Origin of the sequence: Novosphingobium sp. AAP93 (assembly GCF_001296055.1) — a bacterium.
Lineage (GTDB): Bacteria > Pseudomonadota > Alphaproteobacteria > Sphingomonadales > Sphingomonadaceae > Novosphingobium.
Genome location: NZ_LJHZ01000134.1, coordinates 25,404 through 51,833, shown reverse-complemented (window position 1 = coordinate 51,833; position 26,430 = coordinate 25,404). Strand labels below are relative to the sequence as shown.

The following is a 26,430-nucleotide window of genomic DNA, read 5'->3' as shown; positions in this document are numbered from 1 at the left end:
AAAATGAAGCCGGGCGCAGGGCCCACGCCGCGCTCGGGATAGCAGTCGCCGACCAGATTTGCGACATACAGATTGATGAGAAGCGGTCACGCGTTCTAATGCCTCCCGCTGCCAGAGGGACTGAAATTCGTATGCCGAAGAAACTCTACCCCGATGCCGCCAGCGCCCTTGACGGGCTATTGCGCGATGGTCTGCTCGTCGCCTGCGGGGGCTTCGGCCTGTGCGGCATTCCGGAACGCCTGCTCGATGCGGTGCGCGACAGCGGGGTGAAAGACCTCACGTTCGCCAGCAACAATGCCGGGATCGACAACGAAGGCATCGGCAAGCTGCTGCGCACGCGGCAGGTGAAGAAGATGATCGCCAGCTACGTGGGCGAGAACAAGGAATTCGAACGCCAGTACCTCTCCGGCGAGCTTGAAGTGGAGTTTTGCCCGCAAGGAACCCTCGCCGAGCGCATGCGCGCGGGCGGTGCGGGCATTCCGGGCTTCTATACCAAGACCGGCGTCGGCACGCTGGTGGCCGAAGGCAAGGAAAGCAAGGTCTTCAATGGCCAGGAGTACATCCTCGAGCAGGGCATCTTCGCCGATCTCGCGCTGGTCAAGGCATGGAAGGCGGATGAGACGGGCAACGTCGTGTTCCGCAAGACCGCGCGCAATTTCAACGTCCCGGCGGCGACCTGCGGCAAGGTCTGCGTGGTTGAAGTCGAAGAAATCGTGCCCATAGGCGCGCTTGATCCCGATGCGATCCACCTGCCGGGCGTCTACGTCCAGCGCATGATCGTGGGCGCGCCCTACGACAAGAAGATCGAATTCCGCACCACTCGCAGCACGGATCTGGGCTGATGACCAAGCATGATGGACTGACGGCGGGCTGGACCCGTGACCAGATGGCCGCCCGCGCCGCGCGCGAGCTGCAGGACGGCTTCTACGTGAACCTCGGCATCGGCATCCCGACGCTGGTGGCGAACCATATCCCCGAGGGCATGACCGTCACGCTGCAGAGCGAGAACGGCATGCTGGGCATCGGGCCCTTCCCGCTCGAGAACGAAGTCGATCCCGACCTCATCAACGCGGGCAAGCAGACGATCAGCGAGCTGCCGCACTCGGCCTATTTCGACAGCGCGCAGAGCTTCGCGATGATCCGCGGCGGGCACATCGATCTCACCGTGCTCGGCGCGATGGAAGTGGCCGAGAATGGCGACATCGCCAACTGGATGGTGCCCGGCAAGATGATCAAGGGCATGGGCGGGGCGATGGACCTCGTCGCCGGCGTCAAGAGGATCATTGTCGTCATGGAGCACTGCGCCAAGGACGGCAGCCCCAAGTTCATCCCCGCCTGCACCCTGCCGCTGACGGGCAAGGACGTGGTCGACATGGTGATCACCGATCTCGCCGTGTTTGCGCGGCCCGATCACGCCTCGCCGTTCAAGCTGGTCGAACTGGCGCCCGGCGTGAGCGCCGAGGACCTGCGCGCGAAGACCACCGCGCATTACGTGGAGTAGCAGACTGTGGCCTATACCCTCATCACCGCGAACCGGAACTATTCGAGCTGGTCGCTGCGCCCCTGGGTGCTGATGAGGGCGCTGGACATTCCCTTCACGGACAGGATCGAGCCCTTCACCAAGCCGGTGAACTACGACGAGTTCCGCGCGTTCTCGCCGACGGGGCAAGTGCCGGTGCTGCTCGACGGCGAGACGACGGTGTGGGACTCGCTTGGCATCGCGCTCTATCTCGCGGATCGGCATCAGGGCGTCTGGCCTACCGATCCCGCCGCCCGAGCCTTCACGCAGTGTGCGGTGACCGAGATGCATGGCGGCTTCTCGGCGCTGCGCAATGATTGTCCGATGAATGTCGGCGTCCGTGTCAAGCCGCGCCCGATGCGCGAAGCGCTCGTGAAGGACGTCGCCCGCGTGCGCGAGATCTTCGAGCAGGGCCTATCGCGCTTCGGCGGGCCATGGCTGGCGGGTGAGCGCTTTACGGTGCTCGATGCCTTCTATGCACCGGTTGCTTTCCGCATCCGCACCTACGGGCTGGATGTAGGGGCCGGACAGGCCTGGGTCGACCACGTGATCGCACATCCCGCCATGCAGGAATGGGAAGCGGCCGCGCTGGCGGAAGACTGGCGCGAGGCGAGCCACGAGGAAGAACTCGCGGCAACCGGCGTGCTTATCGCGGATTACCGGACGGCTTAGCCCCGTTCCTTCTCGCGTGCGTTAAGATCGGCCCATAGCCCCTCGGTGCCCGCCTCGACTGCCTTGTTCACGTATTGCGAGGCGGCAAGCCAGCCCTTGAACGGACGCAGCGTGGCGACGCAGCCGAGGACGAGAATCGGCACCGAGGTGAAGACGTGCACCCACCACGGGGGATCGAAGCGCACCTGCGCGTAGACCACCACGAAGACGAGCGGGAATGCGGTGATGCACAACGCGAAAAAGGCCGGGCCATCGTCCGTCTGCGCGTAGCTGAAATCGAGGCCGCAATGTTCGCAGGTCTTGGCGAGCTTGAGCCAGCCGGCGAACATGTGACCTTCGCCGCAGCGCGGGCATTTGCCGTGCCAGCCGCAGCGGAGGATCCATGCGAGCTTCGGGTTGGATATCAGCGCCATAAGGGGGGCGTTAGACCTCGACGCCCCCTTCAGCAACCGGTTAGTGGCGGGTTAGTGATCCGCAGCCGCGGCCATTTGCGGCGCGCCCGCCGGGGGCGCCTTGCCGGCCTTGACGAAGAACAGCACCGGGATCGAGGCCCAGCACAGCAGGCCCATCATGTAGAAATCGTTGAGGTAGCCGATCATCGCCGCCTGCTTGTTGACCATACCGTCGACCACCCGCATCCCCGCTTCGGATACGCCGCCAAATGCCGTGATCCGGTCAAGATCGAAGGGCACGCTCATCCTCGTGATCCGCGCGCCCATCTCCGCGTGGTTCACCTGGATGTTGCGCGCGAGCATGAAGGTGCAGACGGCAATGCCGATCGAAGCCCCGATCGAGCGCATCAGGTTGTTGAGCCCCGCCGCATCGGTGCGCATCTCCGGCGGCAGGGTTGCAAACGCGATCAGGTTTATCGGCATGATCGTGAAGGCGATGCCCACGCCCTGGATAAGGCCGGTGATGAAGATCGGCGCCATCGGCATATCGGGCGACCAGCCGGACATCAGCCAGAGCGACCAGCCCGAGAGCCCCATCCCGATAGTCAGTGCGACGCGCGGGTCCATCCTGGTGATCCAGCGGCCCAGCAGGGTGATCGTGACCAGCAGACCCACGCCGCGCGGCGCCAGCAGCCAGCCGGCATCGACCGCGGGATAGCCGTAGATTCCCTGCAATAGCCCCGGCAGGAGCGCCAGCACGGCCATCATTACGCAGCCGATCAGGAACATGAAGATCAGGCTGGCGACGAAATTGGTGTCCGCAAACATGCGCCCCGGAAACAGCGGCTTCTCGGCGGTGACGAGGTGGACCAGCGCCATCCAGCCGCTGCAAGCCCAGATGACGGCATAGGTCACGACCTCGGCGCTGCCGAACCAGTCCTGCGAGGGGCCGCGATCAAGCATCAGCTGGAACGAAGCGAGTGCAAGCGCGACGAGCAGCCAGCCGGTGAGGTCAATCGGCCGCCGGATCGCGGGCTGGCGCGGCAGCAGCCACCACAGCACGCAGCCTGCCGCAATGCCGATGGGCACGTTGATGAAGAAAACCCAGCGCCACGAATAGCTCTCTGTGATGTAGCCGCCGAGCAGCGGCCCGGCGATGGGGCCGAGCATCACGCCTTGCGTGAACAGCGCCATCATCTTGGGCCGCTCCTCCGCCGTGCTGGCGTTGAGCATCACCGTCTGCGCGAAGGGCGACAGGAACGCGCCGCCGACACCCTGGATGATGCGGAACGCCACCATCTGCCCAAGATTCTGCGCGAGCCCGCAGAGGATCGAAGCCACAGTGAACGCGACGACCGACAGCGTGAACACGACGCGGATGCCGAAACGGTCGACCAGCCAGCCGCCCAGCGGCAGCGCAACGGCCGAGGCGAGAACGTAGCTCGTCAGCACCCAGCTGATCGTCTCCTGCGTCGCCGAAAGCGAGGCTTCCATATGCGGCAGCGCGACGTTGGCGATGGTGGTATCGAGCACCTGCATCACCATCGCCGCCATCACCGAGGTGAACAGCAACGGCCGGTGCTTGACCACCCACGCAGGTTGCTGCGCGCTACTTGTCCCCGACATGGACCGTGACGTTCGCGCTGAGGCCGGCGATCAGCGGGCGATCCCCGCTGGAGCTGTCGATGGCGATGCGCACCGGCACGCGCTGTGTCACCTTGACCCAGTTGCCGGTGGCGTTCTGCGCCGGGAGCACCGAGAATTCGGAGCCAGTCCCCGCACCGATGCTGTCGACATGGCCCTTGAGCTTGAGGCCGGGATAGGCATCGAGCTTCACTTCGGCGGGCTGGCCGGGGCGCATGTGTGCAAGATCGGTTTCCTTGAAATTCGCCTCCACCCGCGCACCGCCTTCGCGGACGATCGAGAGCATCGGTACGCCGGTGAACACCATCTGGCCGATCTGCAGACGCGAAACTTGTGTCACGCGGCCCGAGACCGGCGCGCGGACCACCGTGCGGGCAAGGTCGACCGCCGCCTTGGCGCGGGTGGCCTGCGCGGCAGCGACTTGCGGGTTGAGGCCGGGCACCTGCGCGCCGGTCGCGAGCTGGGCGCGCGCCTTCTCGACTTCGGCACGGATCGAGCCGAGCCGGTCGCGCGCGACGGCGACAGCATGCTGCGCCTCGTCGATCCGCGCGCGGGTATTGAATCCGCGGTCGAGCAGCGCCTTTTCGCGGGCGTATTGCGATTCAGCGAGCGCCAGATCGTCGCGCGCGGCGGCAAGATCGGCAGCATTGGCGCCGACATCGGCCTCAAGCGCGGTCATGTGGGCCTGCGCCCCGGCGATCTGGGCATCGGCCTGACGGATCGCCACTTCATAGCTGGTGGGATCGATCCGGAACAGCACATCGCCGGCCTTGACCTGCTGGTTCTCGCGCACTTTCACATCGACGACCAAGCCGGTCACTTCGCCCGCGATCGAGACGATGTCCTGCTTCACATAGGCGTTGTCGGTAGAGACTTCGCCGGGCTGGCCGAACCACCAGTAAAGCGCGCCGCCGACGATCAGCGCGGGGATGACGAGCATTCCGACCAGCCGGAGACGCTTGGTGCGGGTTGCCTTGCGGCGTTCGGCAGCGGAGGTTTCTGCCGCTGCAGCGGGCTTGAAGGGATCGGCTTCAGCCATGGGCGAGCGCTCCTTCGGTCACGGGCTTTTCGGGCGCGCTGTCCTCCAGCAGATTGGCGCGCACGCGTTCGAGCAAGGTGAGCAGCAACTCGCGCTCGGCGGGCGCAAAGCCCTGCTGCGCTTCCTCGAACACCTCGGTGGCGCAGACGAACAACTCATCGAGCAACGGCGTCGCCGCATCGGTCAGGAACAAGCGCCAGGCGCGGCGGTCGTTGGGATCGGCGCGGCGCACGACCATGCCGGACTTCTCCAGCCGATCTATCATGCGCCCCGCCGTGATTGCTTCGACTTCAAGCCACTGCGCCAGCGCGCCCTGATTTATGCCGGGCGTGCGGCGCAGCGCGGCAAGCATGCGCCACTGCGGGCCGGTCACGCCGAAGCGGCGGCTGACGACGTCGAAGCGCTTGCGCAGCAGGCGGCTCACATCCGAGGTCAAAAAGGCAATATTATTCTGCATAAGCGCACATATAATAATCATGCTTATTATCGTCAAGCTTGCCTAAATGGACAGCTGGCCCTTTTGTTCCCTTCGACAAGCGAAAATGTCCCCGCTAAACCCCCCGAGTAAAAGGGGATCATGAATGGGCGAAAGGGTGCTGGAAAGCGGTCCGGGCGGCCGGAAGGCGAGCCTGTCGTCGCGGCTGGTCAAGCGCGCGCTGCTCGGGTTTTACCGGATGCAAGGCTGGAAAGCGGTTGGCACGCCGCCACCCGGTGGGCGCTATGTCATCATCGCCGCACCGCACACCTCGAACTGGGACTTCGTCTACTTCCTCGGCCTCGTCAACGAACTGGGCCTCGATGCGCATTTCATGGCCAAGGACAGCTTGTTTCGCTGGCCGATGGGCGGCTTCATGCGCGACATGGGCGGCATCTCCATCGACCGGTCTGCCCGGCACAACGTGGTCGATGCAATGATCGCCGAGTTCGCTCGGCGTGACCGTTTCGCCCTCACCATCGCACCCGAAGGCACGCGCAGCGCGGTCAACCAGTGGCGGACGGGGTTCTATCACATTGCCCTTGGAGCCGGGGTTCCCATGGTCGTCGGCTTGATGGACTATGGCCGCAAGGTGGGTGGACTTGGCCCCGCGATCATGCCGACAGGAGATTACAAGGCGGATATGCAGCAGGTGGTAGAAATCTATCAGAGCGTGACGCCGAAACACCCGGAACGCGGCATCAAGGACTTTGCGGGGATGTTCAATGCTTGAGGGCCTGCTGATCAATGCGCTTGCACTCGCCGTGCTGATGGCGCTGCTGGCGCGTACCGCGGCAAAGATCGGCGATGTCAGTTTCATCGATGCCGTATGGGGCGCGGCCATGGCGGTGCTGGCAGCATCTGCGTGGGTGCAGGCGGCGGAGAAAGGCCCGCGCGCAACGCTGATCGCAGCGATGGCCGTGATCTGGGGCGCCCGCCTCGGCTGGCATCTCTACACCCGCTGGCGCGCGCACGGCGAGGACGTGCGCTACGCCCGCATGCTCGGCAAGGCGCGCAAGGCCGGCAAGTATGGCCGGGCGGCGGCACAGGTCTTCGCGGTGCAGGCGGTACTGCTCTATGTGACGTGCCTGCCCGCGCAGCTCGGCGTGCTGGCGGCGGACAACGACGCCATCGGCCCGCTCGCGATGGCAGGGGCCGCGCTGTGGCTGATCGGCTTCGCGTTCGAGACCATTGGCGATGCCCAGCTCACCCGCTTCCGCGCCGACCCCGCCAACAAGGGCCGTGTGCTCGATACCGGGCTGTGGCGCTACACCCGCCATCCCAACTATTTCGGCGATACTTGCGTGTGGTGGGGCATCTGGCTGGCGGCGAGCGAGGCCGGCCTGCCGGTGGCGCTCGCCTCGCTGGCAGGGCCGGTGTTCCTGACCTTCACGCTCACCCGCTGGTCCGGCAAGCCGCTGCTCGAGAAAGGCCTCGTGCAGCGGCGGCCGGACTACGCCGCCTATGTCGAGCGGACCTCGGGCTTCATTCCATGGCCGCCGAAACGCTAGAGGCTGCGGTCATTTGCGGGCGTCGATGGTCCGCACGTCGCGCGGCACGTCGACCACGGTCTTGCTGCGGAACAGACCTTCGAACGCGTCAATATCGGTCGGCCCGGTCACCGTATCGCGCCCGGCCTTGAACACGGTAAAACCGTCGCCGCCGAGCGCAAGGAAGCCGTTCACCGTCACGCGGTAGCTCGCGGCGGGATCGAGGGGCTTTCCGTTCAGCGTGATCGCGGTGACCCGGCTGCCCTCCGGCTGGCGGCGATCATAGCGGAAGACAAACCCCGCCGAGGGCGCCAGCACCTGCTCCGGTCCGATCGCATCAAACCCCTGCTCCAGCACCGCCTTGATCTCGGCCCCGGTCAGCGTTTCGGTCACCAACGCATTACCGAAAGGCTGGACGAGGTAGATGTCGCCGAAGGTGACCGTTCCGTCCGCGGCCGGAACGAGCGCAGCGCGTACGCCATAGGGGTTCATGAAGGCGATCTGCGCTCCCGCGCTGCGGGTGGCCGCCAGCTGCGCATCGGCAATCAGGTGCGCGAGCGGCCCGCCGGTGCTGCCCGCAGGCGCCTCGCCGCGATCCGCCGGGCCGGAGAGCTTGCCGACCGGACGCGTCGCGGAGGACTTCGCCGCATCGACATAGCGCTGGACATAGGCGGCGATGTCAGCACGCGGGGCATAGGCAGGCACCAGCTGCGAGAGCGCGACCGGCCCCTTGGCCGAGTTGAACGGCTGCGACTGCACGATCAGGTTGCGCGCGCTCCGGGCGGTGACGCGGTGCGCGACGGGATCGATCGTGAGCGTGATCTCGCTCAGCTCCTTGCCATAGAGCCCTGCGCTGGTGAGCAGCACCTTGCGCGCCGGATCGCTGGTCGGCAGCTCGCAGATATAGTCGGCATGGGTATGGCCCGAGACCACGACATCGACCTCGGGCGACATCCGCGCGAGGATCGGCTGGATATCTCCAGCAAAGCCATTGCAGCCGTTGGGATCAGGCGCGCCCGTCTGCTTGCCGCCCTGATGGATCAGCACGACAATCGCATCCGCGCCCTGGGCCTTGAGCTTGAGCACCTCGGCATTGATCGTGTCTGCTTCGTCCTCGAAGGTGACGTCGGCAATGCCCGCCGGATTGACCAGCATCGGCGTGCCCCTGAGCGTGAGGCCGATCACCCCGACCTTCACTTGCGACGCACCGGTTCCGAAGGTGCGGATCGCACTCGCCGGGAACAGCGGCGCGCCGGATGCGGTCAATGTGCTGGCGGCGAGATAGTGGTAACGTGCTCCGGCAAAGCGTTCGAGCTGACATGGCTCGCGCACCGTCAGCTTCTCGCAGCCGCCTGCCTGCATCCGCAGCAGTTCCTTCGTGCCGCGGTCAAACTCGTGGTTGCCGACCGCCGCGTAATCGAGGCCGATGCGGCTGAGCGTTTCGACCGACGGCTCATCAAGAAACAGCGACGAGGCCAGCGGCGAGGCGCTGATGAGATCGCCCGCAGCGACAGTGAGCGAGTAGGGATGCTTCATGCGCAGCGTATCGAGCGCGCTGGCAAGCCAGGCCGCACCGCCTGCGGGGACTTGTGCGGTACCGCCTTGCCCATCGGGCATGCCCACGCTCTGGCGCGGGGGTTCAAGATTGCCATGGAAATCGTTGAACGCCAGCACTGCAACTTCCACGGGAACGGCCGGTGGCGGCGTCGAAACCAGGGCGCCCCCTGCCTGCGGTGCGGCACAGCCCGAAAGCAGCCCGGTAAACGCCAGCGCACCCGCTGCCAGCATACCGGCGCGGCGTGTATTGCCCATAAACGTCATCGACCCATCTCCTGCTGTCGGCATCACCGCCGATCCGGACTCGATCAATTACCTGTAACGCAATTGAATCCGTCTCGGGCAATGCCTAGTATGGGCAGTAGGCCTCCCCGGCGACAGGATCATAACATGCCCCGCGCGCAGTCCGATATCGAAGCCGGTCAGGAGCGTCTGGTCGAACTGGCCTGCGCCCTGATCGAGGAGCGCGGCGGGCAGGCGCTGAACATGCAGGAAATCGCGCTGCGGGCAGGCATCTCTCCGGCTCAGGTCTTCCGCTATTTCGAAAGCCGCGAGGCGCTGCTCGAAGCCGTCGCGGAATACTGGTTCCGCCCCAAGGTCGCGATCATGGAGGAAGTGGTCGCCAGCGAGCTGCCGCCCCGCCGCAAGATGTACGAGTTCTTCGCGCGCCGCTTCGTGATGATGCGCGATGCCTACCGTGCCGATCCGGTCGCACACGAGATGTATGTCGAACTGGGCAACGAATACTTCGAACAGGTCCGCAGCTACGTCGATCTGGCCGATCACTACCTCAGCATGATCATCGCCGAAGCAATGGGCGAAGGGTTCTTCCCTGGGCTCGAGATCGACATGACGCTGAGCCTGATCAACCAGATGGTCTCGCCCTACTGCAACATCGGCGTGATGGGCATGCTGATGGACCGCCTGTCCGAAGAGAAGCTTGCCCGGATCATCGATGCGGTGTTCGACGGCCTTTCCGCGCAGGACCGCGGGGCCATGGGCGTCAGCGGGCTGCGCGCCGCCTAGGCCACGCACCAGTCGCCGCGCCGGCCTTGCCAGTGTTCGGCGAGGCCTTCGCGTTCCAGCACTGCACCCAGACTGCGCCCGCCGCGCAACACCACGCGCAGTGCGCGCCCATAGCGGTCGGTCTCGCGCCCCTCGACCACCAAGGTGAACGAGCCGGCATTGAGCAAGTCGGTCAGCCGCAGTGTCGCTGCCTGTGCCAGACGGGCCTCATAGGCGCAGGAAGGATGGTCGAGCTCCGGCGCATTTATGTCGGCAATGCGGATCTTCAGGCCGCGATACCAGAACGTATCGCCGTCGACGACGCAAGTGACGCGCACGGGTCCCTCGCATGGCGCAAACCTGGCCGTTTCCGTGTCAGCCGCGGCGATTGGACGCGGCTCGGCGAGAATGGCGCGACCGGACAAAGCGGCGGCAAGCAGGACGGTGAGACCGGCAGTTTGCCGGATGACAGCTGCATTCTTCATGCCGCCGCGATGACATGTTTTCTTGCTTTGTTCTATATAAAATTATTATAGTACAGTAACTTAGGGTTCATTCGTAAAGCTGGGCGGCGGCAAGATTGCGGGGCCGACTGAGAAATCGCGGCAAAAGACCACAGCAAAGCGAAAAACAGTAATTCGAAAACAGCATCGGTCGATTGGCGATATCTTGACCAGAATTGCGGATTTCTACTGGCGCTCGGTTTCGCTGCAGCAGGTGTTTTCAGATCATGCCGGACTTCTTCTTCGATCTGCGTTGGCGCATCATTATCGGCCTTGGGGTGATGAGCTTGAGTTCACTGGGTCTCGCCATGATCGGCAAGAGCGCGTCCGTCAGCTATCAGGGGCCGAGCGCCGAAGAGCGCGAAGAGGCCCGCAAGGCCGTGCAAGAGTACGAGGCCGAGCGCGAAATTCGAAAGGCCCGGCGGACCGAAGGCTATGACCCCTCCGATCCGTCCGTCGTCCGCGATGGCTATCAGGACGAATACAACCGCGGGTCCTACAGCGATTCGCAACCCTGACAAGGCAGGCCGCGCCCCGGCGCCTAGCGCGTCGGGACCGGCACCTCGCCGCTGTAGTCATAGAAGCCGCGGCCCGACTTGCGGCCGAGCCAGCCTGCCTCGACATACTTCTGCAGCAGCGGTGCGGGGCGGTACTTCGGGTCACCCGTCGAGGCGAGGTAGATCTTCATGATCTCGAGCAGGGTGTCGAGCCCGATGAAGTCCGCGAGTTCGAGCGGGCCCATCGGGTGGTTGAGGCCCAGCTTCACGCCCTTGTCGATATCCTGGATCGAGCCGGTGCCCGAGCCGAGCACGAAAGCCGCCTCGTTGATAAACGGCACGAAAATGCGGTTGACGATGAAGCCTGGCTCGTCCTGCGACAGCACGATTTCCTTGCCGATATCGCTCACGAAACCGCGCACCGCTTCGATGGTCTGCACCGAGGTGGCAAGGCCGGGGATCACCTCGACCAGCTTCATCAGCGGCACGGGATTGAAGAAGTGGATGCCGATGAAGCGCTCCGGATCGGGCGAGGAGACGGCCATGCGGGTGATCGGGATCGAGGAGGTGTTGGTCGCCATGATCGCGGCGGCGCCAAGGTGCTTGCCGGCGGCTTCGAAGATCCTGTGCTTGATATCCTCGCGCTCGGTCGCGGCCTCGATCACGAGATCGGCCTCGCCGAGGCGGGCGTAATCGCCGACGGCGGTGATGCGCGAAACCGTCGCGACGGCGTCTTCAGCCGCGATCTTGCCGCGCTCGGCCAGCTTCATCAGGCCCTTCTCGATCTTGGCGCGGGCAGCTTCGGCGACGGCCAGCGAGATATCCGAAAGCAGCACGGACTTGCCCGAAGCGGCCGCGACCTGGGCGATGCCCGAACCCATCTGCCCGGCCCCGATGACTGCGATTGTCTGCATGTGAACTATCCCGCCTGATTGCACGTTTGCGGGCTGCCTAGTGGGGAATGGCGCCCATGGAAAGCTGCCAATTTGAGGGGGCAATCAGCGCGAGGCGCCCGGCACCCAGAGCGGATCGTTGCCCGCATTGATCGCGCGCGCGAGCACGAAGAAATAGTCCGACAACCGGTTGAGATAGGCCAGCGCTGCCGGGTTTACCGGCTCGCTCGCGGCCAGCGCAGTCGCGGCGCGCTCGGCGCGGCGGGTGATCGCGCGGGCCAAGTGGACGCGCGCGGCGCCTTCGCTGCCGCCGGGAAGGATGAAGCTCGTCAGCGGCGGCAGCGACGCATTGAGCGCGTCGATCTCGGCCTCGAGCCGGTCGGGCTGGGCAGCGACAACACGCAGCACCATTTCGGACGGGGTGAAATCCGCTCCGCCAATCTCGCCGAGCGGAGTCGCCAGATCAGCGCCCAGATCGAACAGATCGTTCTGGATCCGGCGCAGCGCGGTGGCGCGATCAGCCTCCAGCGCCAGCGCAGCGAATCCGACCGCCGAGTTCAGTTCATCGACTTCGCCGATCGCCTCGAGGCGCAGGTCATGCTTGGCGCGGCGCGAGCCATCGACGAGGCCCGTCGTGCCGTCATCGCCGGTGCGCGTGTAGATCTTGTTGAGCTTGACCACGCTGGAGGAACAGTCAGCGGCCGCCGTGGGTGAACAACAGCAGAATGGCGACAACCGCGACCGCGAGGCCCTGATACTTGATGCGGTTGAACATCATCTTGTTCTGCAGCAGCTGCATCTCGGTCGCACGCGTGCCATCGCCTTCCAGCTCGGCCTTGGTGCTGTTGAGGAAGGCGCCGATGCCGCGCAGCAGCGACCATACTGTAAGCCCCATCAGGATGAGGATCACGGGGACGAGGAAAAGTGTCATGGCAAGAGGTCTAAGCCCTCATGCAGCGAAATGCCACTGTCAAAGCGGGTAGCACGCAAAGCGGCTGCGAGCGCTGTCCCGTCCTCCCCGGCGCGGCGGCGATCCGCAAGCGACGGCGCATCACGGCGCTTGGCGAGCTTGCGGCCATCGGGGCCGGTCAGCAGGGGGTGATGATGCCAGCGCGGCTCGGGCAGGCCGAGCAGGACTTGCAGCAGGCGGTGGATATGCGTGGCGGCAAAGAGATCCGCCCCGCGGGTCACGACCGTCACACCGTCCTCGGCATCATCAAGCGTGGCAGCGAGGTGGTAGCTCGCTGGCGCGTCGCGGCGCCAGATCACCACGTCGCCAAACATGGCAGGGCGCGCGCTTTGCGGTCCGCGCAGTTCATCGAACCATGTGAGCGGCCCTGCCAATTCCGCCGCCTGCTCGACATCGAGGCGCCAGACCGGATCAGAAGAGCCGAGCGGCGGGTTGCGCAGACAGGTGCCGGGATAGATCGGGCCATCCGGCCCCTGCAGCGTGGCCGCCGCAGCCACTTCGGCACGGGTGCAGCGGCAGGGATAGATGAGCCCCATCGCGCGCAGGTTCTGCGCGGCTTCACGGTAGCGCTCGATGCGGGTGGACTGCGCGGGCACTTCCTCGAAAGTGAGACCCAACCAGTTCAGGTCTTCGCGGAATTCATCGGCCAGTTCAGGCCGGCTGCGGACGCCGTCGATATCCTCGATGCGCAGCAGAAAGCGGCCGCCGTCTCGCAGCGCACGATCGTGCGCGGCAATCGCGGCATAGGCGTGGCCCAGATGCAGCGATCCGTTGGGGCTGGGCGCAAATCGGGTGACGGTGGGCGCGGACATGGCCTCGGTTCATAGCCATGTGCCGGGAAAACAAAAACGGCTGCCTTAAAGGGTAAGGCAGCCGTTTTCTTTGGGAAGCCCGCGAAGCGGGTTGGCGTTCACCGGGCCGGCTCAGACGAGCGTGGCACCGAAGAACATGCTGCTGATGCCAGCAGCCAGAACGAGCGAGACGATCGCCGAAGTGTAGTTACGCATAATGTCCTCCTGTTTTGGGCACTTTCAGGGGACTCTCCCATTCCAGAGGCGCCGGCAGGGTGGTGGATTGCGCAGAGCGTTTGGAACGAGGGTGCAAATAGGCGTTCCCGCTCGTGCTGCAAGTGCGAACAAGGCAATAACAGTTGCATTTCACGCAATTGGTTTTGTTTTGAGACTGAATTACTGAAAAACAAGGATTTTTTCGATTCATGCCCTTTGGTGAAGCACAAATGTTTCAATGACAGAATAACTTCTAAACCAGATGCGCGTCGCGCAACCGTAACATTAGCCTTTTTTCGCGCGTCGCTGGACAGGGGGAACGCACAACATTATCCGCCTGCCATGAGCATTCAGCCTTCAGAATCGATCCTGATCGTCGACTTCGGCAGCCAGGTTACCCAGCTGATCGCGCGGCGCGTGCGCGAGGCGGGGGTCTACTCCGAAATCGCCCCCTTCACGCAGGCCGAAGCCGCATTCCACCGGATGAAGCCCAAGGGCATCATCCTGTCGGGCTCCCCGGCCAGCGTGCCCGCCGAAGGCAGCCCCCGCGCACCGCAGGTGCTGTTCGACAGCGGCCTGCCGATCCTTGGCATCTGCTATGGCCAGCAGGTGATGAGCCAGCAGCTCGGCGGCGAGGTCCAGCCGGGCGATTCGGGCGAGTTTGGCCGTGCCTTCCTGACGGTCACCGAGCCCTGCGCTCTGTTCGACGGCCTTTGGCAGCCGGGCGAACGCCATCAGGTGTGGATGAGCCACGGCGACAAGGTGACCCAGTTTGCGCCGGGCTTTCGCATTGTTGCCGTGTCCGATGGCGCCCCGTTTGCGGTGATCGCCAATGACGAGAAGCGCTACTACGGCACCCAGTTCCACCCCGAAGTGGTCCACACGCCCGATGGCGGCAAGCTGATCGCCAACTTCGTGCGCCATGTCTGCGGCTGCACCGGCGAATGGACCATGGCGGAATTCCGCAAGACCAAGATTGCCGAGATCCGCGAACAGGTCGGCGATGCCCGCGTGATCTGCGGCCTTTCCGGCGGCGTCGATTCCGCCGTCGCCGCCGTGCTGATCCACGAGGCGATCGGCGACCAGCTGACCTGCGTCTTCGTCGATCACGGTCTGATGCGCATGGGCGAGGCCGAGCAGGTCGTCAGCCTGTTCCGCGGCCACTACAACATCCCGCTGGTCCACAAGGACGTCTCGGCGCTGTTCCTCGGCGGCCTCGCCGGGGTGACCGACCCCGAAGCCAAGCGCAAATTCATCGGCAAGACGTTCATCGACGTGTTCGAGGCCGAGGCCAAGCAGGTCGGCGGCGCGGACTTCCTCGCACAGGGCACGCTCTATCCGGACGTTATCGAGAGTGTCTCGTTCACCGGTGGCCCTTCGGTGACGATCAAGAGCCACCACAACGTCGGCGGCCTGCCCGAGCGGATGAACATGAAGCTCGTCGAACCCTTGCGCGAGCTGTTCAAGGACGAAGTCCGCGCGTTGGGCCGCGAGCTCGGCCTGCCGGACGTCTTCGTCGGCCGCCACCCCTTCCCCGGGCCGGGCCTTGCCATCCGCATCCCCGGCGAAGTGACCCGCGAAAAGTGCGACATCCTGCGCAAGGCCGATGCGATCTACCTCGAGGAGATCCGCAATGCCGGGCTCTATGATGCGATCTGGCAGGCCTTCGCCGTGCTGCTGCCGGTGCGCACCGTGGGCGTCATGGGCGATTTCCGCACCTATGACAGCGTCTGCGCGCTGCGTGCGGTGACCTCGACCGACGGCATGACCGCCGACATCTATCCCTTCGATGCCCATTTCCTCAGCCGGGTGGCGACACGGATCGTCAACGAGGTCAAGGGCATCAACCGCGTGGTCTACGACTACACCTCGAAGCCGCCCGGCACCATCGAGTGGGAGTGATGGCATGAACAGGCCCACCTCGCGTATGCGGGGTGGGCCCGGGTTCACGCGACGTCGCGGGCAAGACGCAGCGCCGGGCGTCCATAGACCTGGCTTCCATGCTCGGCCTGCCAGCGCAGATCGTCGATGGCGAGACGCGGGTTGGCCGGCTGGGGATGCTTGTGCCGCCGCGCGTAGCGATCAAGATCGACGTTCGGGGTCATTCCGGTGCGCAGGAACAGCCCCACCGCTGCAGCAAACCGCCCCCAGCCGGGTTGCGCTTCCGGCAGTGCGGCATAGCGGCGCGCAATGGCCAGAAAGTCATCCGGATCGCGGCCGGTCACTTCGCGGACATGGTCGGTCGGACCGCCATGACCGAAGGTGCCGCGTTCGTTCTCCGCAATGTAGCTGCGCGAATCGAGCGCCACTTCCGGCGTGAACCCGGCGGCCAGCATCGCCTTCGTGAACATCCACAAGGGCATCGGCATGACCCTCAGCCGCCGCCCGAAAGCCGTTTCGAGATCGCGGCGCATATCTGCAAAACGTATCTCGCGCGGGCCGGTCGGCCGGTAGGTGCGGCCGTCGTGACGCTTCGGATCGAGCAGGGCATGCGCTGCAACCGCAGCGATATCCTCGTTCGAAGGCGGCGCATTGGGCCCGTCGCTCCACACCTGCGGCAACACGCCGAGATGCGCGATGAAGGGCAGCACCGGACCAATGTAGTTGTCGGCGAAGAATCCGGGACTGACAGTGGTGTGGGCAATCCCCGGCAGCTGGTCGAACAGCCGGTCAGCCAGCCAGTGGCTGCGCGTGGTAAGTGAGGGATTGGCCGGATTGGCGAGCCACTGGGTCAGTTGCACCACCGATTCGAGCCGGGCCGCGCGGGCCGCTTCGGCAAAGCCGGCGGCTGCGTGCAGCGCAAAGGGATGCATGGGCGCCGCGAAATAGGCACGCGAGACGCCCTTCAGCGCGTCCTCGACTGAATCGAAATCGAACAGGTCGCCGGTCACGACTTCGGCACCGGCACGCTCCAGCGCCGCGGCGCGCGCATCGCGGCGGTGGACCATCGCACGCACCTTGGCGCCGTTGTTCAGCAGCTCATCGACCACGGCGCGGCCGGTCTTTCCGGTTGCGCCTGTCACCAGGATCAGGGGCTTTGTCATCGCAGGTCTCCTTTGCTTCGGTACCTGCAAGCTAAGCCCCTTCCCTTGATGCGATAATCGGGATTATACTGCACTTGCTATGAAGCAACGCTTCACAATGCGTGCAGGCGCCCTCGACGGGATCGAGACCTTCCTCGCGGTCGCTCGGCATCGCAGTTTCCGCAAGGCTGCGGTCGACCTCGGCGTATCGCCTTCCGCCGCCAGTCAGACGGTGCGCGCGCTGGAAAGCCGACTCGGTGTCCCACTGTTCCTGCGCACCACGCGCAGTGTCGGGCTGACCGAGGCCGGCGAGCGCCTCCTCGCTGATGCGGCACCCGCTTTCGAGGCCCTGACCCATGCCGCCGCCAATGCGCAAGGCCTGGGCGGCCGGCCCAGCGGCCGCCTGCGTATCGCCATTGCGGCCGGCGCGGTGCCGATCATCCTGCGACCGGTTGTAACGCCATTTCTCGCCGCCTTTCCCGAGATCGAACTCGAGATCGTGATCGGCTCGAGCGTTACCGACATAGTCGGCGAAGGCTTCGACGCCGCGATCCGCTTCGGCCAGCTGATCGCGCCCGATCTCACCGCCATCCGCCTGACCCCAGGCTTCCGCCTGCTCGCGGTCGCGGCGCCGGCCTATCTTGCCGCACGCGGCACTCCGGCCCGCATCGAAGACCTGGCGGGCCACAGTTGCCTCCGGCTGCGCGGCAACGGCGGTGCGATCGATCCCTGGCGCTTCCGCGACGGTGCGCACGACATCGCGGTGGAAGTCCGCGGGCCGCTGATCGCCAACGACTTCGCCACCTTGCGCGACGCCGCGCTTGATGGTCTCGGCATTGCTCAGATCCCGGCGCCGCTCAGCCTCGCGGCGCGGCGCGGCGGAACGCTTGTCCCGCTGCTCGATGACTCGGCGCCCGATCTGCCTGGCATGTTCCTGTGCCATTCGGGCCGGCATCAGACCCTGCCCAAGCTTCGCGCCTTCATCGACCACTTGCGCGCCTATACGGGTCGATTCCTCGATCGGAAAGAGCAGCGCGGGCCGGGCTGACCTGCACCGTTCGAGCGTGGCAGTCCCATCTCAGCCGATGATCCGGATGCGCGCGAAGAGCATGAAGCTCGTCGGGCTCAATCCATAGCTGGGCTTGATCGCATCCGGCAGCGCATACTTGCTGACGAGCCCGCCCAGATCGAAGGCGACCTTGCCAACCGGCAGCGAGTAATAGCCGCCAAGGCTGAACTTGCTGACGTTGAACGCTTGCCCGGCCAGTGGATTCTCGTCGGCCTCGTCACCGAACAGTTCGTCCTTGTCGACGTTTTCGGCGCGGCCGAATACAGTCCAGCGCCCCAGTTGCAGCGCGCTGTCGAGCAGGAAAGCATCGGCGGGATGCGCATGATCGCCGCCCAGATGGGTGTTGCGCCCCCATGCCAGGGTGGACTGCCAGTTGCGCTTCGGTCCGAGCGCACGGTTCCACGTGATCGAGGCCGTGGTGCGGCGCACGTCTTCGTCGGGATGGAGGCCTTCGGGGCTCTTGAGGAAGCCGTGGCTCACCTGCATCGAAAGGTTCGCGGTCGGGTTCCATGTCGCGCGCACGGACCAGCTGTCGAAGCGCGGTCGCTCGAAATCCCAGCGATTTGAGTCGGGTTCGCGCCCGGTGAACACGGAGCCCTCCAGCTTGACGCCCTTGGTCGCAAGGCCCGCCGTCAGCACGCCGAAGGTGACATGGGTGCTGTCGAGCCAGTGGTGCGAGATCGGCGCCTCCGGGTTCGCCATACCGGGGAAGCGGTGCATGAAGGTGGCCGGACCCAGCGCCGGTTCACCCGGCAGGCCGAAGTAGACGAAACCGGAGAGCCCATCGGTGATCGGGTGGCTGTAGGTCGCCGAAAGTTCCATGAAGGCATCGTGCGGGTGCTGCCGGTCGATGAGCTTTGTAACGCCGTCAGCACTTTCGCCGCTGGCGAGAAGCAGCGGATAGCCGCGCTTGCCCATCAGCGGGTCGAGGCTGACCATCCCGCGCAAGGTCAGCGTGCCGCCGCCGAGCGGGCGCTGCGCGCTGCCCATCAGCATCGAGGTTGAGAACGTCTTGCGATCGCCGCGCGGGCCACCCTGATTGTCATATATCAGTGTGGCAAAGCCGTGGACCATCGTCGACCAGCCGCCGAGCCGGCCCATGATCGCCCACATCGGCGCCGTATCGGGCTGCCATGCCGTCCCCGATGCATCGCGCATCATGCTGTAGGGGCCGAGCGCGCCTGCGAAGCCCTTCATGTCCATGCCATGCCCGGAATGATCCATGCCCGCATGGTTCATGGCCGCATGATCATCCGGCGCCGGCGCAGACGGCTCCGCAGCAATATCTGCCGAGGGGTGCCGGTGATGGTCCATTCCCGCCATGGACTGGGCGTGCAACGCCGAAGGGAGAGCAAGTGCCATGACGCCCACCAGGCAAGCGCTCGCGGAGGTGGTCATCGGGTAAGCCTTGCCTGAGGTTTGGTACACGCGGTCTGCCTTGCTGGTTGCACTGCCGCGGCGCATATAGCTTCCGTACCATAGTACGGAGTCAACCCATGCCCGCGATGACCATTGCGAAGCTGGCGGCAGAAGGTGGCGTGGGGGTCGAAACGGTCCGCTACTATCAACGCCGTGGCCTGATGCCCCAGCCTGAACGTCCCAGCGCACAAGGACGCGTGCGGCGGTATGACGCCGGGGACTTGCGCCGCCTGCGCTTCATCAAGGCAGCGCAGGCGGCGGGCTTCACACTTGAGGAAATCGGGCAATTGCTGGCGCTCGATGCATCGGAAGACCGGGCGCGCGCCCGCGAACTCGCACGTGCCCGCGTCGGCGCACTCGACGCGAAGATCCGCGAACTTCAGGCCGCGCGCGACGCGCTGAGCCGGTTGGCGCAGGTCTGCGAGGAGGGCTCTACCCTTCTCTGCCCAATATTGACCGCGTTCGAAACGTGATAAAGCCAGTTGCCGGCTGCGATCGGGTTCACGCCTGATCGAAGCGGTCCTGCATCGCACGGTCGATGAGCTGGCGCACCACAGGATTGGGGAAGCGCCGGAGGGTCGTGACAGCAAGGAAGGTCTCGGCAATGCCAGGAAGGGCCTCGGCCTCGGCCAGCACACCATCGGCGAGCTCGTCGCGCACCGCGATCGGGGGAAGCACGCCGAGCGCGTGACCTTCGCGCACAATCAGACGCATCATCGCCATGTCGTCCACTTCGGCGGCGATCTGGGGGCGTATGCCAAGCCGGTCGACATACCCATCAAAGGCTATGCGCATGCCGCTGCCCGAGGCTGGCAAGACCACCGGATGCGTGCGCAGCAAGTCTGCCACTGCGCGGGTTTCGCCCAGCAGCACAGGGGCACCGACGAGACTGACCGGCTGTTCGGAGAGCCGCTGGACGATGAACGGCGCAAGCGCGTCGCTCGCCGGGGCGAGATCGGTGAGCACGACGTCGATCGCCAGTGACTGCAACGCGCCCAACAATTCCGCCTGGCTGCCCGAGCGCAGCACCACTTCGATATCGGTCCGCGCGAGGAGGGGCTCCACGAAGCTGATCTGGAAGTTGCGCGACAGCGTGGCGAGTGCGCCGATGCGGATGGCCTGTCGCACCTTGCCGGTCTCCTTGAGCGTGCCGAGCAGTTCATCGCCAGTCGCAAAGATCGCCTCGGCATGGTCGAGCGTGATTCGGCCCGCTTCGGTCAAGTGCAGCGCGCGCCCGCGCCGCTCGAACAGCGCATGGCCCAGCCGGTCCTCTAGCTTGCGGATCTGCACCGACAGCGCGGACTGCGAGACATTGAGCCGCTCGGCTGTGCGCGAGAGATTACCGTCCTGCGCGACGGCCCAGAAATAGCGGAGGTGGTTGTAGTTGAGATCTGCCATATCGTTCACATAAAGCGAACGATATGGGCTAAACAATGAATTTTTTGCTGAGCGCCGGTTTCGCTACGAGGAAGGCAACTTCGAAAGCCCCACCAGCGGAGCACCGATCATGCCTTTCTCGCTCGCCGTCCTTGTCCCACCCGCGTTGCTGCTGATCGCAGCGGCGCTTGGTTTCTCCCAGCCCGGCCGTATCGGTCGCGGCCCGCTGGCACTGATCGAACTCCTCGCGCTTATCGCCGTGGCGATGGCCGGGGGCACGATGGCTGCACTGGCCATCGGCGGAGCGACCACGCTCACCCTCGCCGCCGCGGGCCCCGCGCTGCCGCTGCTCGCGTTCCGGCTCGATCTCATCAGCGCGACAATGCTGCTGCTGGTCAGCTTCGTCGGCTGGATCGTGGTGCGCTATGCCCGCGTCTACCTCGATGGCGAGACGCGCCAGGGCGTCTTCATGGCCTGGCTGGCGACGACGCTGGCGATGGTCATGCTGCTGGTGACGGCCGGTTCGCTCGTCCAGTTGCTCGGCGCGTGGATCGCGACCAGCCTCGCGCTGCACAAGCTGCTGCTGTTCTACCCTGAGCGGGTCGCCGCCCAACGCGCCGCGCGCAAGAAGTTCGTCACCGCCCGCGCCGGCGACGCCGCGCTGCTTGGTGCCGCGCTGCTGCTGTTCAAGGCTTATGGCACGACCGACCTGCCCGCAATCCTCGCCGCCGCGCATGCCGGGATGGGTGGCTACGGCGCGATGACCGCCGCTGGCCTCCTCGCCATCGCCGCGCTGCTCAAGTCCGCGCAGTTCCCGCTCCATGGCTGGCTGACCGAAGTGATGGAAACCCCCACCCCGGTTTCCGCGCTGCTCCATGCCGGTGTGATCAACGCGGGCGGCTTCCTCCTCATCCGCTTCGCCGATGTCATGCTGCTCGCTCCCGGCGTGCTGGCGGTGCTCGTCATGGTCGGCGGCTTCACCGCGCTGTTCGGCGGCCTCGTCATGCTCACCCAGCCGGCGATCAAGACCTCGCTGGCCTGGTCGACGGTCGGCCAGATGGGCTTCATGATCATGCAGTGCGGCCTCGCGCTGTTCCCGCTCGCGCTGCTCCACATCGTGCTGCACTCGCTCTACAAGGCGCATGCCTTCCTCGCCTCGGGCGGTGCGGTGGAACAGATCGCCGCAGCGCGGCGGCCGGGTCCGGTTGCCATCCCACGCCCCGCAGCGGTCGGCCGGGCCTTCGTTGCGGCGCTTGCCATCTACACGCTGATGAGCTTCGCCTTCGACGCCGTCCCCGGCTTCCACCACAAGTCACCGCAGGCGGTCGCGCTCGGCGCCATCCTGATCTTCGGCGTCGCCTACCTCTTCGCCCAGGGCCTCGCCGACAGCGCCCCCCGCGCCCTCACCCGCAAGATGGCGGTCTACGCGGTCGCTGCCTCGATCGGCTACTTCACGCTCCATGGCCTCGCGCTCTGGCTGACCGCCGGGACACTGCCCGCCACCCCCGCGCCCGGCCCGCTCGAATGGACGCTGATGGTGCTGGCAGTGCTGAGCTTCGGCCTCGTCGCGGTGGCGCAGTCGATGTTCCCACTCTGGGCGTACCACCCGGCAGCCGCAGGCCTGCGGGTCCACCTCTCCAACGGCCTTTACGCCAACGCCCTGTTCGACCGGATGCTCGGCGGCTGGACGCTCAAGCGGTCGGCCTGAGACGCACCCTCTTTTCCCGAAGGATCTCCCATGCTCATGATCCCCACCGACAACAGCCAGACCCTAGCCCAGCTCAAGATCGCAGCCGATGGCGCGGCCCGCGCGATCCCGCCGGTCTGGCCGCTCGCCTCGAGCGTCGCGGTCAACCCCTACCTCGGCCAGACCGGCCTGACGCTGGCCGAGACCGCCGCGCTGATGGCGCGCGTCTCGGGCACGCCGGTGACCATGCCGCGCCAGTGGTACCGCGACCGGATCGCCAGCGGCGCAATCACCGAGGCACATCTCTCCGCCGCGCTTGCCGCTTCGCCGCACGCCGGAAAGCCCGGTTCGCTCGCCGCGCTGCAAGCGGCGCTGATGCTTGAACCGGCACCCGCCAAGGCCGTCCCGACCGTCGCCGATCTCGCCGCCAAGGCCACCGGCATCGACTGGCCGGGGATCATTGCCGAGCGCTTCGGCGCCTGGGCCGGCGGCTACTTCGACAAAGGCCAGGCGCTGTGGGCCGCCTCGCGCGGCAAGGGCGCCTATGCCGCCTGGCAGGCGGTCGCCTCGCACGATCTGACGCCGGAAATCGCGGGCCTGACCGGTTTCGGCAGCCTCGTCGCCGATGCGCCCGAGCGCGCGGCCGAAGCGCTGGCCTGCGCCGTCGACACACTCGCGCTGCCGTCAGCGGCCCTGCCGACCTACTTCCACAGCCTGCTCGTCACGCTGGGCGGCTGGGCGCATGTCGCCCGCTACGAGCTGTGGCAGGCCGAACTTGCCGGCAAGAGCGACGAAACGATCACTGATTTCCTCACCATCCGCCTGCTTTGGGAGCAAGCGCTGCTGGGCCGCTACGGCAGCAAAATCGGACAAAGCTGGCTGGCGACAATCGCCGCGCACGAGGAACCGGTCGAGCCCTCTGCCGACCAGATCGTCGACGCGATCCTGCAGGAAGCCGCAGAGCGCACAGGGCAGACGGCCTTGTCCGAAACGCTGGCAGAGCCGCTTGCCGGGTTCGAGCGTCAGCCCCCCGTGCTCCAGGCTGCCTTCTGCATCGATGTGCGCTCGGAAGTGTTCCGCCGCGCGCTGGAATCGCTCGACAAGCGCATCCAGACCTTGGGATTTGCCGGCTTCTTCGGCCTCACCGCCTCGCACCAGCGGTTTGCCTCGGACGTCCACGAACATCGCCTGCCGGTGCTGCTCAATGCCGGACTGACCAGCCGCGCCGGCAGCGAAGGCGCGACCCATGCCCGCCACACCGCCCGCGCCGAGCGCGCCTGGGGCCGGTTCAAGCTGGCGGCGGTCTCCTCGTTCGCCTTCGTCGAAGCCGCGGGCCCGATCTATATCGGCAAGCTGCTCAAGGATGCGCTCGGCCTCAAGGCGAACAAGCCACCGCGCGATCCCAAGCCCTTCGCCGATCCCGCGCCCGATACCGCGACCCGCGTCGGCATGGCCGCCTCGATCCTCGGCGCGATGTCGCTGACCACCGAGTTCGCGCCGCTGGTGCTGCTAGCCGGGCACGGCGCGAATGTCGTCAACAACCCGCATGCCAGCGGCCTCCACTGCGGGGCATGCGGCGGCTATTCCGGAGAAGTGAACGCGCGGCTGCTCGCTGGGCTGCTCAACGATCGCGAAGTGCGCGCCGGCCTTGTCGACAAGGGCATCCTGATACCCGACACCACACTTTTCGTTGCCGCGCTGCACGACACGACCACCGACGCCGTGACGCTCTACACCGAAGACCAGCCCACGGACCTGCACCGCGATGCGATCGCGCAGGCCGAGCAGTGGCTGGCGGTGGCGGCCGTGCTCACCCGCAGCGAACGCGCGCTTCGCCTGCCGCGCGCGAACAGCGACGCGAGCGTGATCAAGCGCAGCCGCGACTGGTCGGAAACGCGGGCGGAATGGGCGCTCGCAGGCTGCAAGGCCTTCATCGCCGCACCCCGCATGCGCACCGCCGGCCGCAGCCTCGAAGGCCGCGCCTTCCTCCACGACTACGTCTGGCAGCGCGACGAGGGCTTCGGCGTACTCGAACTGATCATGACCGCGCCGGTCGTTGTCGCGAGCTGGATCAGCCTGCAGTATTACGGCTCGAGTGTTTCGCCCGAGCTGTTCGGCGGCGGCAACAAGCTGCTCCACAACGTGGTCGGCGGCATCGGCGTGATCGAGGGCAATGGCGGTCCGCTGCGCGCGGGCCTGCCGTGGCAGTCGGTCCACGACGGGCACCAACTGATGCACGAGCCGCTGCGCCTTTCGGTCTGCATCGAAGCCCCGCGCGAGGCTATGACCGCGGTGCTCGAGAAGCATGCCGGGGTGCGCGCGCTGTTCGACAACAAGTGGCTCCACCTCTTCGCCATCGACGACGAAGGCAAGCTCGCCTGGCGCTATGCTGGCGATTTGCAGTGGGAAGCGGCGACCGAAATGGCCCCGGCAGCGTCAGCAGCGGAAATGGCGATCTGAACGATGGACGGCGCGCGGGCGGTGCTCGCGACAATGCACGGCAAGGAGAGGGTTATCGCCCCCCTTGCCGCGCGTTTCCTCGGGCTGGACGTGGTTGTTGCCGAAGGGCTCGATACCGATGCGTTCGGCACGTTCAGCCGGGATGTGCAGCGTATCGGAACGCCGCGCGAGGCAGCGCGGGCCAAGATCGCGGCGGCCTTCCGCCACCATCCCGAAGCCCGCGTGGGGCTGGCGAGCGAAGGCAGTTTCGGTCCGCACCCGAGCTTGCCGTTTGCTGCGCTGGACCGCGAACTCGTGGTCATGATCGATCGCGAGCGCGGGCTGGAACTCGTCGGCCACCATGCAACGATGGCCACCAACTTCGCGCATCAGGTGGTGACAGGCGTTGATGCGGGACTGGCTTTCGCGGCAAAGGCCGGATTTCCGGCGCATGGCGTCATCGTGATGAGCGTGCTGGACGGCGCCCCTGCACCGCAGTTGGCGCTGTTCAAGGCCGTCGAAACCGAAACTGACCTCGCCGAAGTCCTCGCCCGTACGATCGCGCTCACCGGCGCCGCCCATATCGAGACCGACATGCGCGCGCACCGCAACCCAAAGCGCATGCGCGCGATCAAGCGGGCGATGATCGACCTCATCCGCCGCTCGCGCAGCTTTTGTCCGGCATGCGCACGGCCCGGCTTTGCGATGACCGGACGAGCCAGTGGCCTCCCCTGCGCGTGGTGTTCCTCTCCAACACCTCTGGCCCGCGCGGAAGTCTGGACTTGCGAAGGCTGCGGCCACTGCGAGGAGCGTCCGGTCAGCGCCGCCAGCGCCGATCCGATGCACTGCGAAGAGTGCAATCCTTAGGCCGCGAGCTTGTCGTAGCCGGTCGGCGTTACATCCTCACCGAAGCGATAGGCGGAGGCAGTGATCCCGCCGCGCAGGTCATTCTCGGAATAGATGCACACGCCCGGATCCCCGCCCGCCGCGCCGACCGCGACCAACAGCGGGATGAGGTGATCCTCGCGCGGGTGGGCTACTCGGGCAGCCGGCGCCTGATCCCAGCGCAGCAGCTCAGCCGCCCGCGCCTCCGGTTCCAGATCGAGCAGGGTATGCCGCAGCCAACCGTCGAACTGCCGCGAAGGCTCGGCGGCGCGCGCATCGAACATGCGCAAGTTGTGGTACGAAAGCCCCGAACCCATGATCACAACGCCCTCGTCCCGCAGCGGCGCCAGCGCGCGGCCGAGGGCGAGGTGCGCGGCGGGATCGTAGCCCTGCTTCATCGACAGGCTGACGACGGGGAGGTCTGCCTCGGGCCTGATCGGCTGCATCATCGAAAACGTGCCGTGGTCGAAACCGCGCGCCGGATCATCGCAGACCGCAATGCCTGCAGCCGACGCCAGTTGGCGCACCCGCGCCGCCAGCACCGGATCGCCGGGAGCCGCGTAGCGGATATGGTAGGTGTGCTCTGGAAAGCCGAAATAGTCGTAGACCATCCCCGGCTGCGCGGCACTGGAAACCGTGAACTCCGGCTCCTCCCAATGCCCCGAAACCGCAAGCACCGCGCGCGGCGGCTCGGGCAGCTGTGCAGGCAGCGCCTTGAGCGACGCTTCCAGCCAGGCAAAGCCTTCGCGGAATGGGCCGTCGAGCCAGGGCCAGGGGCCCCCGCCATGCGAGAGGAAGAACACGGGCTGCTTCATGCCGCCAATCTAGGCTGCACCGGGCCATGGCGACAGTCCCAAGATTCGCGGGT

General features: G+C 66.0%; 27 protein-coding genes. 13 read left to right on the top strand and 14 right to left on the bottom strand.

Features of this window, described 5'->3' with window-relative positions; all coding sequences use genetic code 11:
* Window positions 1–131 precede the first annotated feature (131 nt).
* Genes IP83_RS18785 through IP83_RS18775 form a run of 3 tightly spaced genes read left to right on the top strand, consistent with a single transcriptional unit; the run spans window position 132 to window position 2,191 of the window.
* A complete protein-coding gene (locus tag IP83_RS18785) occupies window positions 132–842 on the top strand; it encodes a CoA transferase subunit A (RefSeq protein WP_054123764.1) in 711 nt (236 codons plus the stop codon).
* The gene (locus tag IP83_RS18780) at window positions 842–1,501 is read left to right on the top strand and encodes a CoA transferase subunit B (RefSeq protein ID WP_054123763.1); all 660 of its coding nucleotides are present in this window, start codon (window positions 842–844) and stop codon (window positions 1,499–1,501) included. The genes IP83_RS18785 and IP83_RS18780 overlap by 1 nt, the downstream gene beginning before the upstream one ends.
* Before the next feature lie 6 nt (window positions 1,502–1,507).
* Entirely contained in the window at window positions 1,508–2,191 is a 684-nt protein-coding gene (locus IP83_RS18775; protein ID WP_054123762.1) for a glutathione S-transferase family protein, read from the top strand.
* On the opposite strand, the gene IP83_RS18770 is transcribed toward IP83_RS18775, so the two are convergent.
* The 4 genes from IP83_RS18770 to IP83_RS18755 are packed head-to-tail and all read right to left on the bottom strand — an operon-like array spanning window position 2,188 to window position 5,690.
* Entirely contained in the window at window positions 2,188–2,604 is a 417-nt protein-coding gene (locus IP83_RS18770) for a DUF983 domain-containing protein (RefSeq protein ID WP_054123761.1), read from the bottom strand. The two genes, IP83_RS18775 and IP83_RS18770, sit on opposite strands and share 4 nt — an antisense overlap.
* A gap of 51 nt (window positions 2,605–2,655) precedes the next feature.
* Entirely contained in the window at window positions 2,656–4,173 is a 1,518-nt protein-coding gene (locus tag IP83_RS18765; protein ID WP_231625135.1) for a DHA2 family efflux MFS transporter permease subunit, read from the bottom strand.
* A gap of 19 nt (window positions 4,174–4,192) precedes the next feature.
* On the bottom strand, window positions 4,193–5,266 hold the full coding sequence (locus tag IP83_RS18760) for an HlyD family secretion protein (RefSeq protein WP_054123759.1): 1,074 nt from the start codon (window positions 5,264–5,266) through the stop codon (window positions 4,193–4,195).
* Window positions 5,259–5,690 carry a MarR family winged helix-turn-helix transcriptional regulator gene (locus IP83_RS18755; RefSeq protein ID WP_369817043.1) on the bottom strand — a complete coding sequence of 144 codons (432 nt, stop codon included), beginning with the start codon at window positions 5,688–5,690 and terminating at the stop codon, window positions 5,259–5,261. The genes IP83_RS18760 and IP83_RS18755 overlap by 8 nt, the downstream gene beginning before the upstream one ends.
* A 157-nt stretch (window positions 5,691–5,847) precedes the next feature.
* Here IP83_RS18755 and IP83_RS18750 point away from each other — a divergent pair, with 157 nt between their 5' ends.
* Both IP83_RS18750 and IP83_RS18745 read left to right on the top strand, forming a co-directional pair.
* Window positions 5,848–6,474: a lysophospholipid acyltransferase family protein gene (locus tag IP83_RS18750; protein WP_054123757.1), complete on the top strand. Its 627-nt coding sequence runs from the start codon at window positions 5,848–5,850 to the stop codon at window positions 6,472–6,474.
* The gene (locus IP83_RS18745; protein ID WP_054123756.1) at window positions 6,467–7,252 is read left to right on the top strand and encodes a DUF1295 domain-containing protein; all 786 of its coding nucleotides are present in this window, start codon (window positions 6,467–6,469) and stop codon (window positions 7,250–7,252) included. The genes IP83_RS18750 and IP83_RS18745 overlap by 8 nt, the downstream gene beginning before the upstream one ends.
* 9 nt (window positions 7,253–7,261) lie before the next feature.
* Here the strand turns inward: IP83_RS18745 and IP83_RS18740 are convergent, their stop codons facing one another.
* On the bottom strand, window positions 7,262–9,052 hold the full coding sequence (locus IP83_RS18740; RefSeq protein WP_231625134.1) for a bifunctional UDP-sugar hydrolase/5'-nucleotidase: 1,791 nt from the start codon (window positions 9,050–9,052) through the stop codon (window positions 7,262–7,264).
* Window positions 9,053–9,178: 126 nt separating this feature from the next.
* On the opposite strand from IP83_RS18740, the gene IP83_RS18735 reads away from it, so the two are divergent.
* A complete protein-coding gene (locus IP83_RS18735; RefSeq protein WP_054123755.1) occupies window positions 9,179–9,814 on the top strand; it encodes a TetR family transcriptional regulator in 636 nt (211 codons plus the stop codon).
* Here IP83_RS18735 and IP83_RS18730 read toward each other — a convergent pair.
* A complete protein-coding gene (locus IP83_RS18730; RefSeq protein WP_082364848.1) occupies window positions 9,811–10,278 on the bottom strand; it encodes a thermonuclease family protein in 468 nt (155 codons plus the stop codon). The two genes, IP83_RS18735 and IP83_RS18730, sit on opposite strands and share 4 nt — an antisense overlap.
* Before the next feature lie 245 nt (window positions 10,279–10,523).
* On the opposite strand from IP83_RS18730, the gene IP83_RS18725 reads away from it, so the two are divergent.
* Window positions 10,524–10,814 carry a hypothetical protein gene (locus tag IP83_RS18725; protein ID WP_054123754.1) on the top strand — a complete coding sequence of 97 codons (291 nt, stop codon included), beginning with the start codon at window positions 10,524–10,526 and terminating at the stop codon, window positions 10,812–10,814.
* 23 nt (window positions 10,815–10,837) lie between these two features.
* Here IP83_RS18725 and IP83_RS18720 read toward each other — a convergent pair whose 3' ends face one another.
* The 4 genes from IP83_RS18720 to gluQRS form a co-directional block, all read right to left on the bottom strand.
* The gene (locus IP83_RS18720) at window positions 10,838–11,707 is read right to left on the bottom strand and encodes a 3-hydroxyacyl-CoA dehydrogenase NAD-binding domain-containing protein (protein WP_054123753.1); all 870 of its coding nucleotides are present in this window, start codon (window positions 11,705–11,707) and stop codon (window positions 10,838–10,840) included.
* Window positions 11,708–11,791: 84 nt separating this feature from the next.
* Entirely contained in the window at window positions 11,792–12,367 is a 576-nt protein-coding gene (locus IP83_RS18715) for a cob(I)yrinic acid a,c-diamide adenosyltransferase (protein WP_054123752.1), read from the bottom strand.
* A gap of 13 nt (window positions 12,368–12,380) precedes the next feature.
* Entirely contained in the window at window positions 12,381–12,617 is a 237-nt protein-coding gene (locus IP83_RS18710) for an HIG1 domain-containing protein (RefSeq protein ID WP_054123751.1), read from the bottom strand.
* A complete protein-coding gene (gluQRS, locus tag IP83_RS18705) occupies window positions 12,614–13,468 on the bottom strand; it encodes a tRNA glutamyl-Q(34) synthetase GluQRS (RefSeq protein ID WP_054123750.1) in 855 nt (284 codons plus the stop codon). Before gluQRS ends, IP83_RS18710 begins: the two co-directional genes overlap by 4 nt.
* A 537-nt stretch (window positions 13,469–14,005) precedes the next feature.
* Here gluQRS and guaA point away from each other — a divergent pair.
* Window positions 14,006–15,565: a glutamine-hydrolyzing GMP synthase gene (guaA, locus tag IP83_RS18700; protein WP_054123749.1), complete on the top strand. Its 1,560-nt coding sequence runs from the start codon at window positions 14,006–14,008 to the stop codon at window positions 15,563–15,565.
* Between the two features lie 44 nt (window positions 15,566–15,609).
* On the opposite strand, the gene IP83_RS18695 is transcribed toward guaA, so the two are convergent.
* Complete coding sequence (locus IP83_RS18695; protein WP_054123748.1) at window positions 15,610–16,707, bottom strand: NmrA family NAD(P)-binding protein; 1,098 nt, start codon at window positions 16,705–16,707, stop codon at window positions 15,610–15,612.
* Between the two features lie 97 nt (window positions 16,708–16,804).
* Between IP83_RS18695 and IP83_RS18690 the strand changes: the two genes are divergently transcribed.
* Window positions 16,805–17,734 carry a LysR substrate-binding domain-containing protein gene (locus IP83_RS18690; RefSeq protein ID WP_197274451.1) on the top strand — a complete coding sequence of 310 codons (930 nt, stop codon included), beginning with the start codon at window positions 16,805–16,807 and terminating at the stop codon, window positions 17,732–17,734.
* A gap of 30 nt (window positions 17,735–17,764) precedes the next feature.
* Here IP83_RS18690 and IP83_RS18685 read toward each other — a convergent pair whose 3' ends face one another.
* Complete coding sequence (locus IP83_RS18685) at window positions 17,765–19,117, bottom strand: hypothetical protein (protein WP_156309870.1); 1,353 nt, start codon at window positions 19,115–19,117, stop codon at window positions 17,765–17,767.
* Between the two features lie 134 nt (window positions 19,118–19,251).
* Between IP83_RS18685 and IP83_RS18680 the strand changes: the two genes are divergently transcribed.
* A complete protein-coding gene (locus tag IP83_RS18680; protein WP_054123745.1) occupies window positions 19,252–19,647 on the top strand; it encodes a MerR family transcriptional regulator in 396 nt (131 codons plus the stop codon).
* A 28-nt stretch (window positions 19,648–19,675) separates the two neighbouring features.
* Here IP83_RS18680 and IP83_RS18675 read toward each other — a convergent pair whose 3' ends face one another.
* The gene (locus tag IP83_RS18675) at window positions 19,676–20,572 is read right to left on the bottom strand and encodes a LysR family transcriptional regulator (protein ID WP_054123744.1); all 897 of its coding nucleotides are present in this window, start codon (window positions 20,570–20,572) and stop codon (window positions 19,676–19,678) included.
* Between the two features lie 109 nt (window positions 20,573–20,681).
* Between IP83_RS18675 and IP83_RS18670 the strand changes: the two genes are divergently transcribed.
* Genes IP83_RS18670 through IP83_RS18660 form a run of 3 tightly spaced genes read left to right on the top strand, consistent with a single transcriptional unit; the run spans window position 20,682 to window position 25,544 of the window.
* The gene (locus IP83_RS18670) at window positions 20,682–22,259 is read left to right on the top strand and encodes a proton-conducting transporter membrane subunit (protein WP_054123743.1); all 1,578 of its coding nucleotides are present in this window, start codon (window positions 20,682–20,684) and stop codon (window positions 22,257–22,259) included.
* Window positions 22,260–22,289: 30 nt separating this feature from the next.
* Window positions 22,290–24,698: a YbcC family protein gene (locus IP83_RS18665; RefSeq protein ID WP_054123742.1), complete on the top strand. Its 2,409-nt coding sequence runs from the start codon at window positions 22,290–22,292 to the stop codon at window positions 24,696–24,698.
* Window positions 24,699–24,701: 3 nt separating this feature from the next.
* Window positions 24,702–25,544: a DUF6671 family protein gene (locus IP83_RS18660; RefSeq protein ID WP_054123741.1), complete on the top strand. Its 843-nt coding sequence runs from the start codon at window positions 24,702–24,704 to the stop codon at window positions 25,542–25,544.
* Here the strand turns inward: IP83_RS18660 and IP83_RS18655 are convergent.
* A complete protein-coding gene (locus IP83_RS18655) occupies window positions 25,541–26,377 on the bottom strand; it encodes a class III extradiol ring-cleavage dioxygenase (protein ID WP_054123740.1) in 837 nt (278 codons plus the stop codon). The two genes, IP83_RS18660 and IP83_RS18655, sit on opposite strands and share 4 nt — an antisense overlap.
* Between the last annotated feature and the right edge of the window lie 53 nt (window positions 26,378–26,430).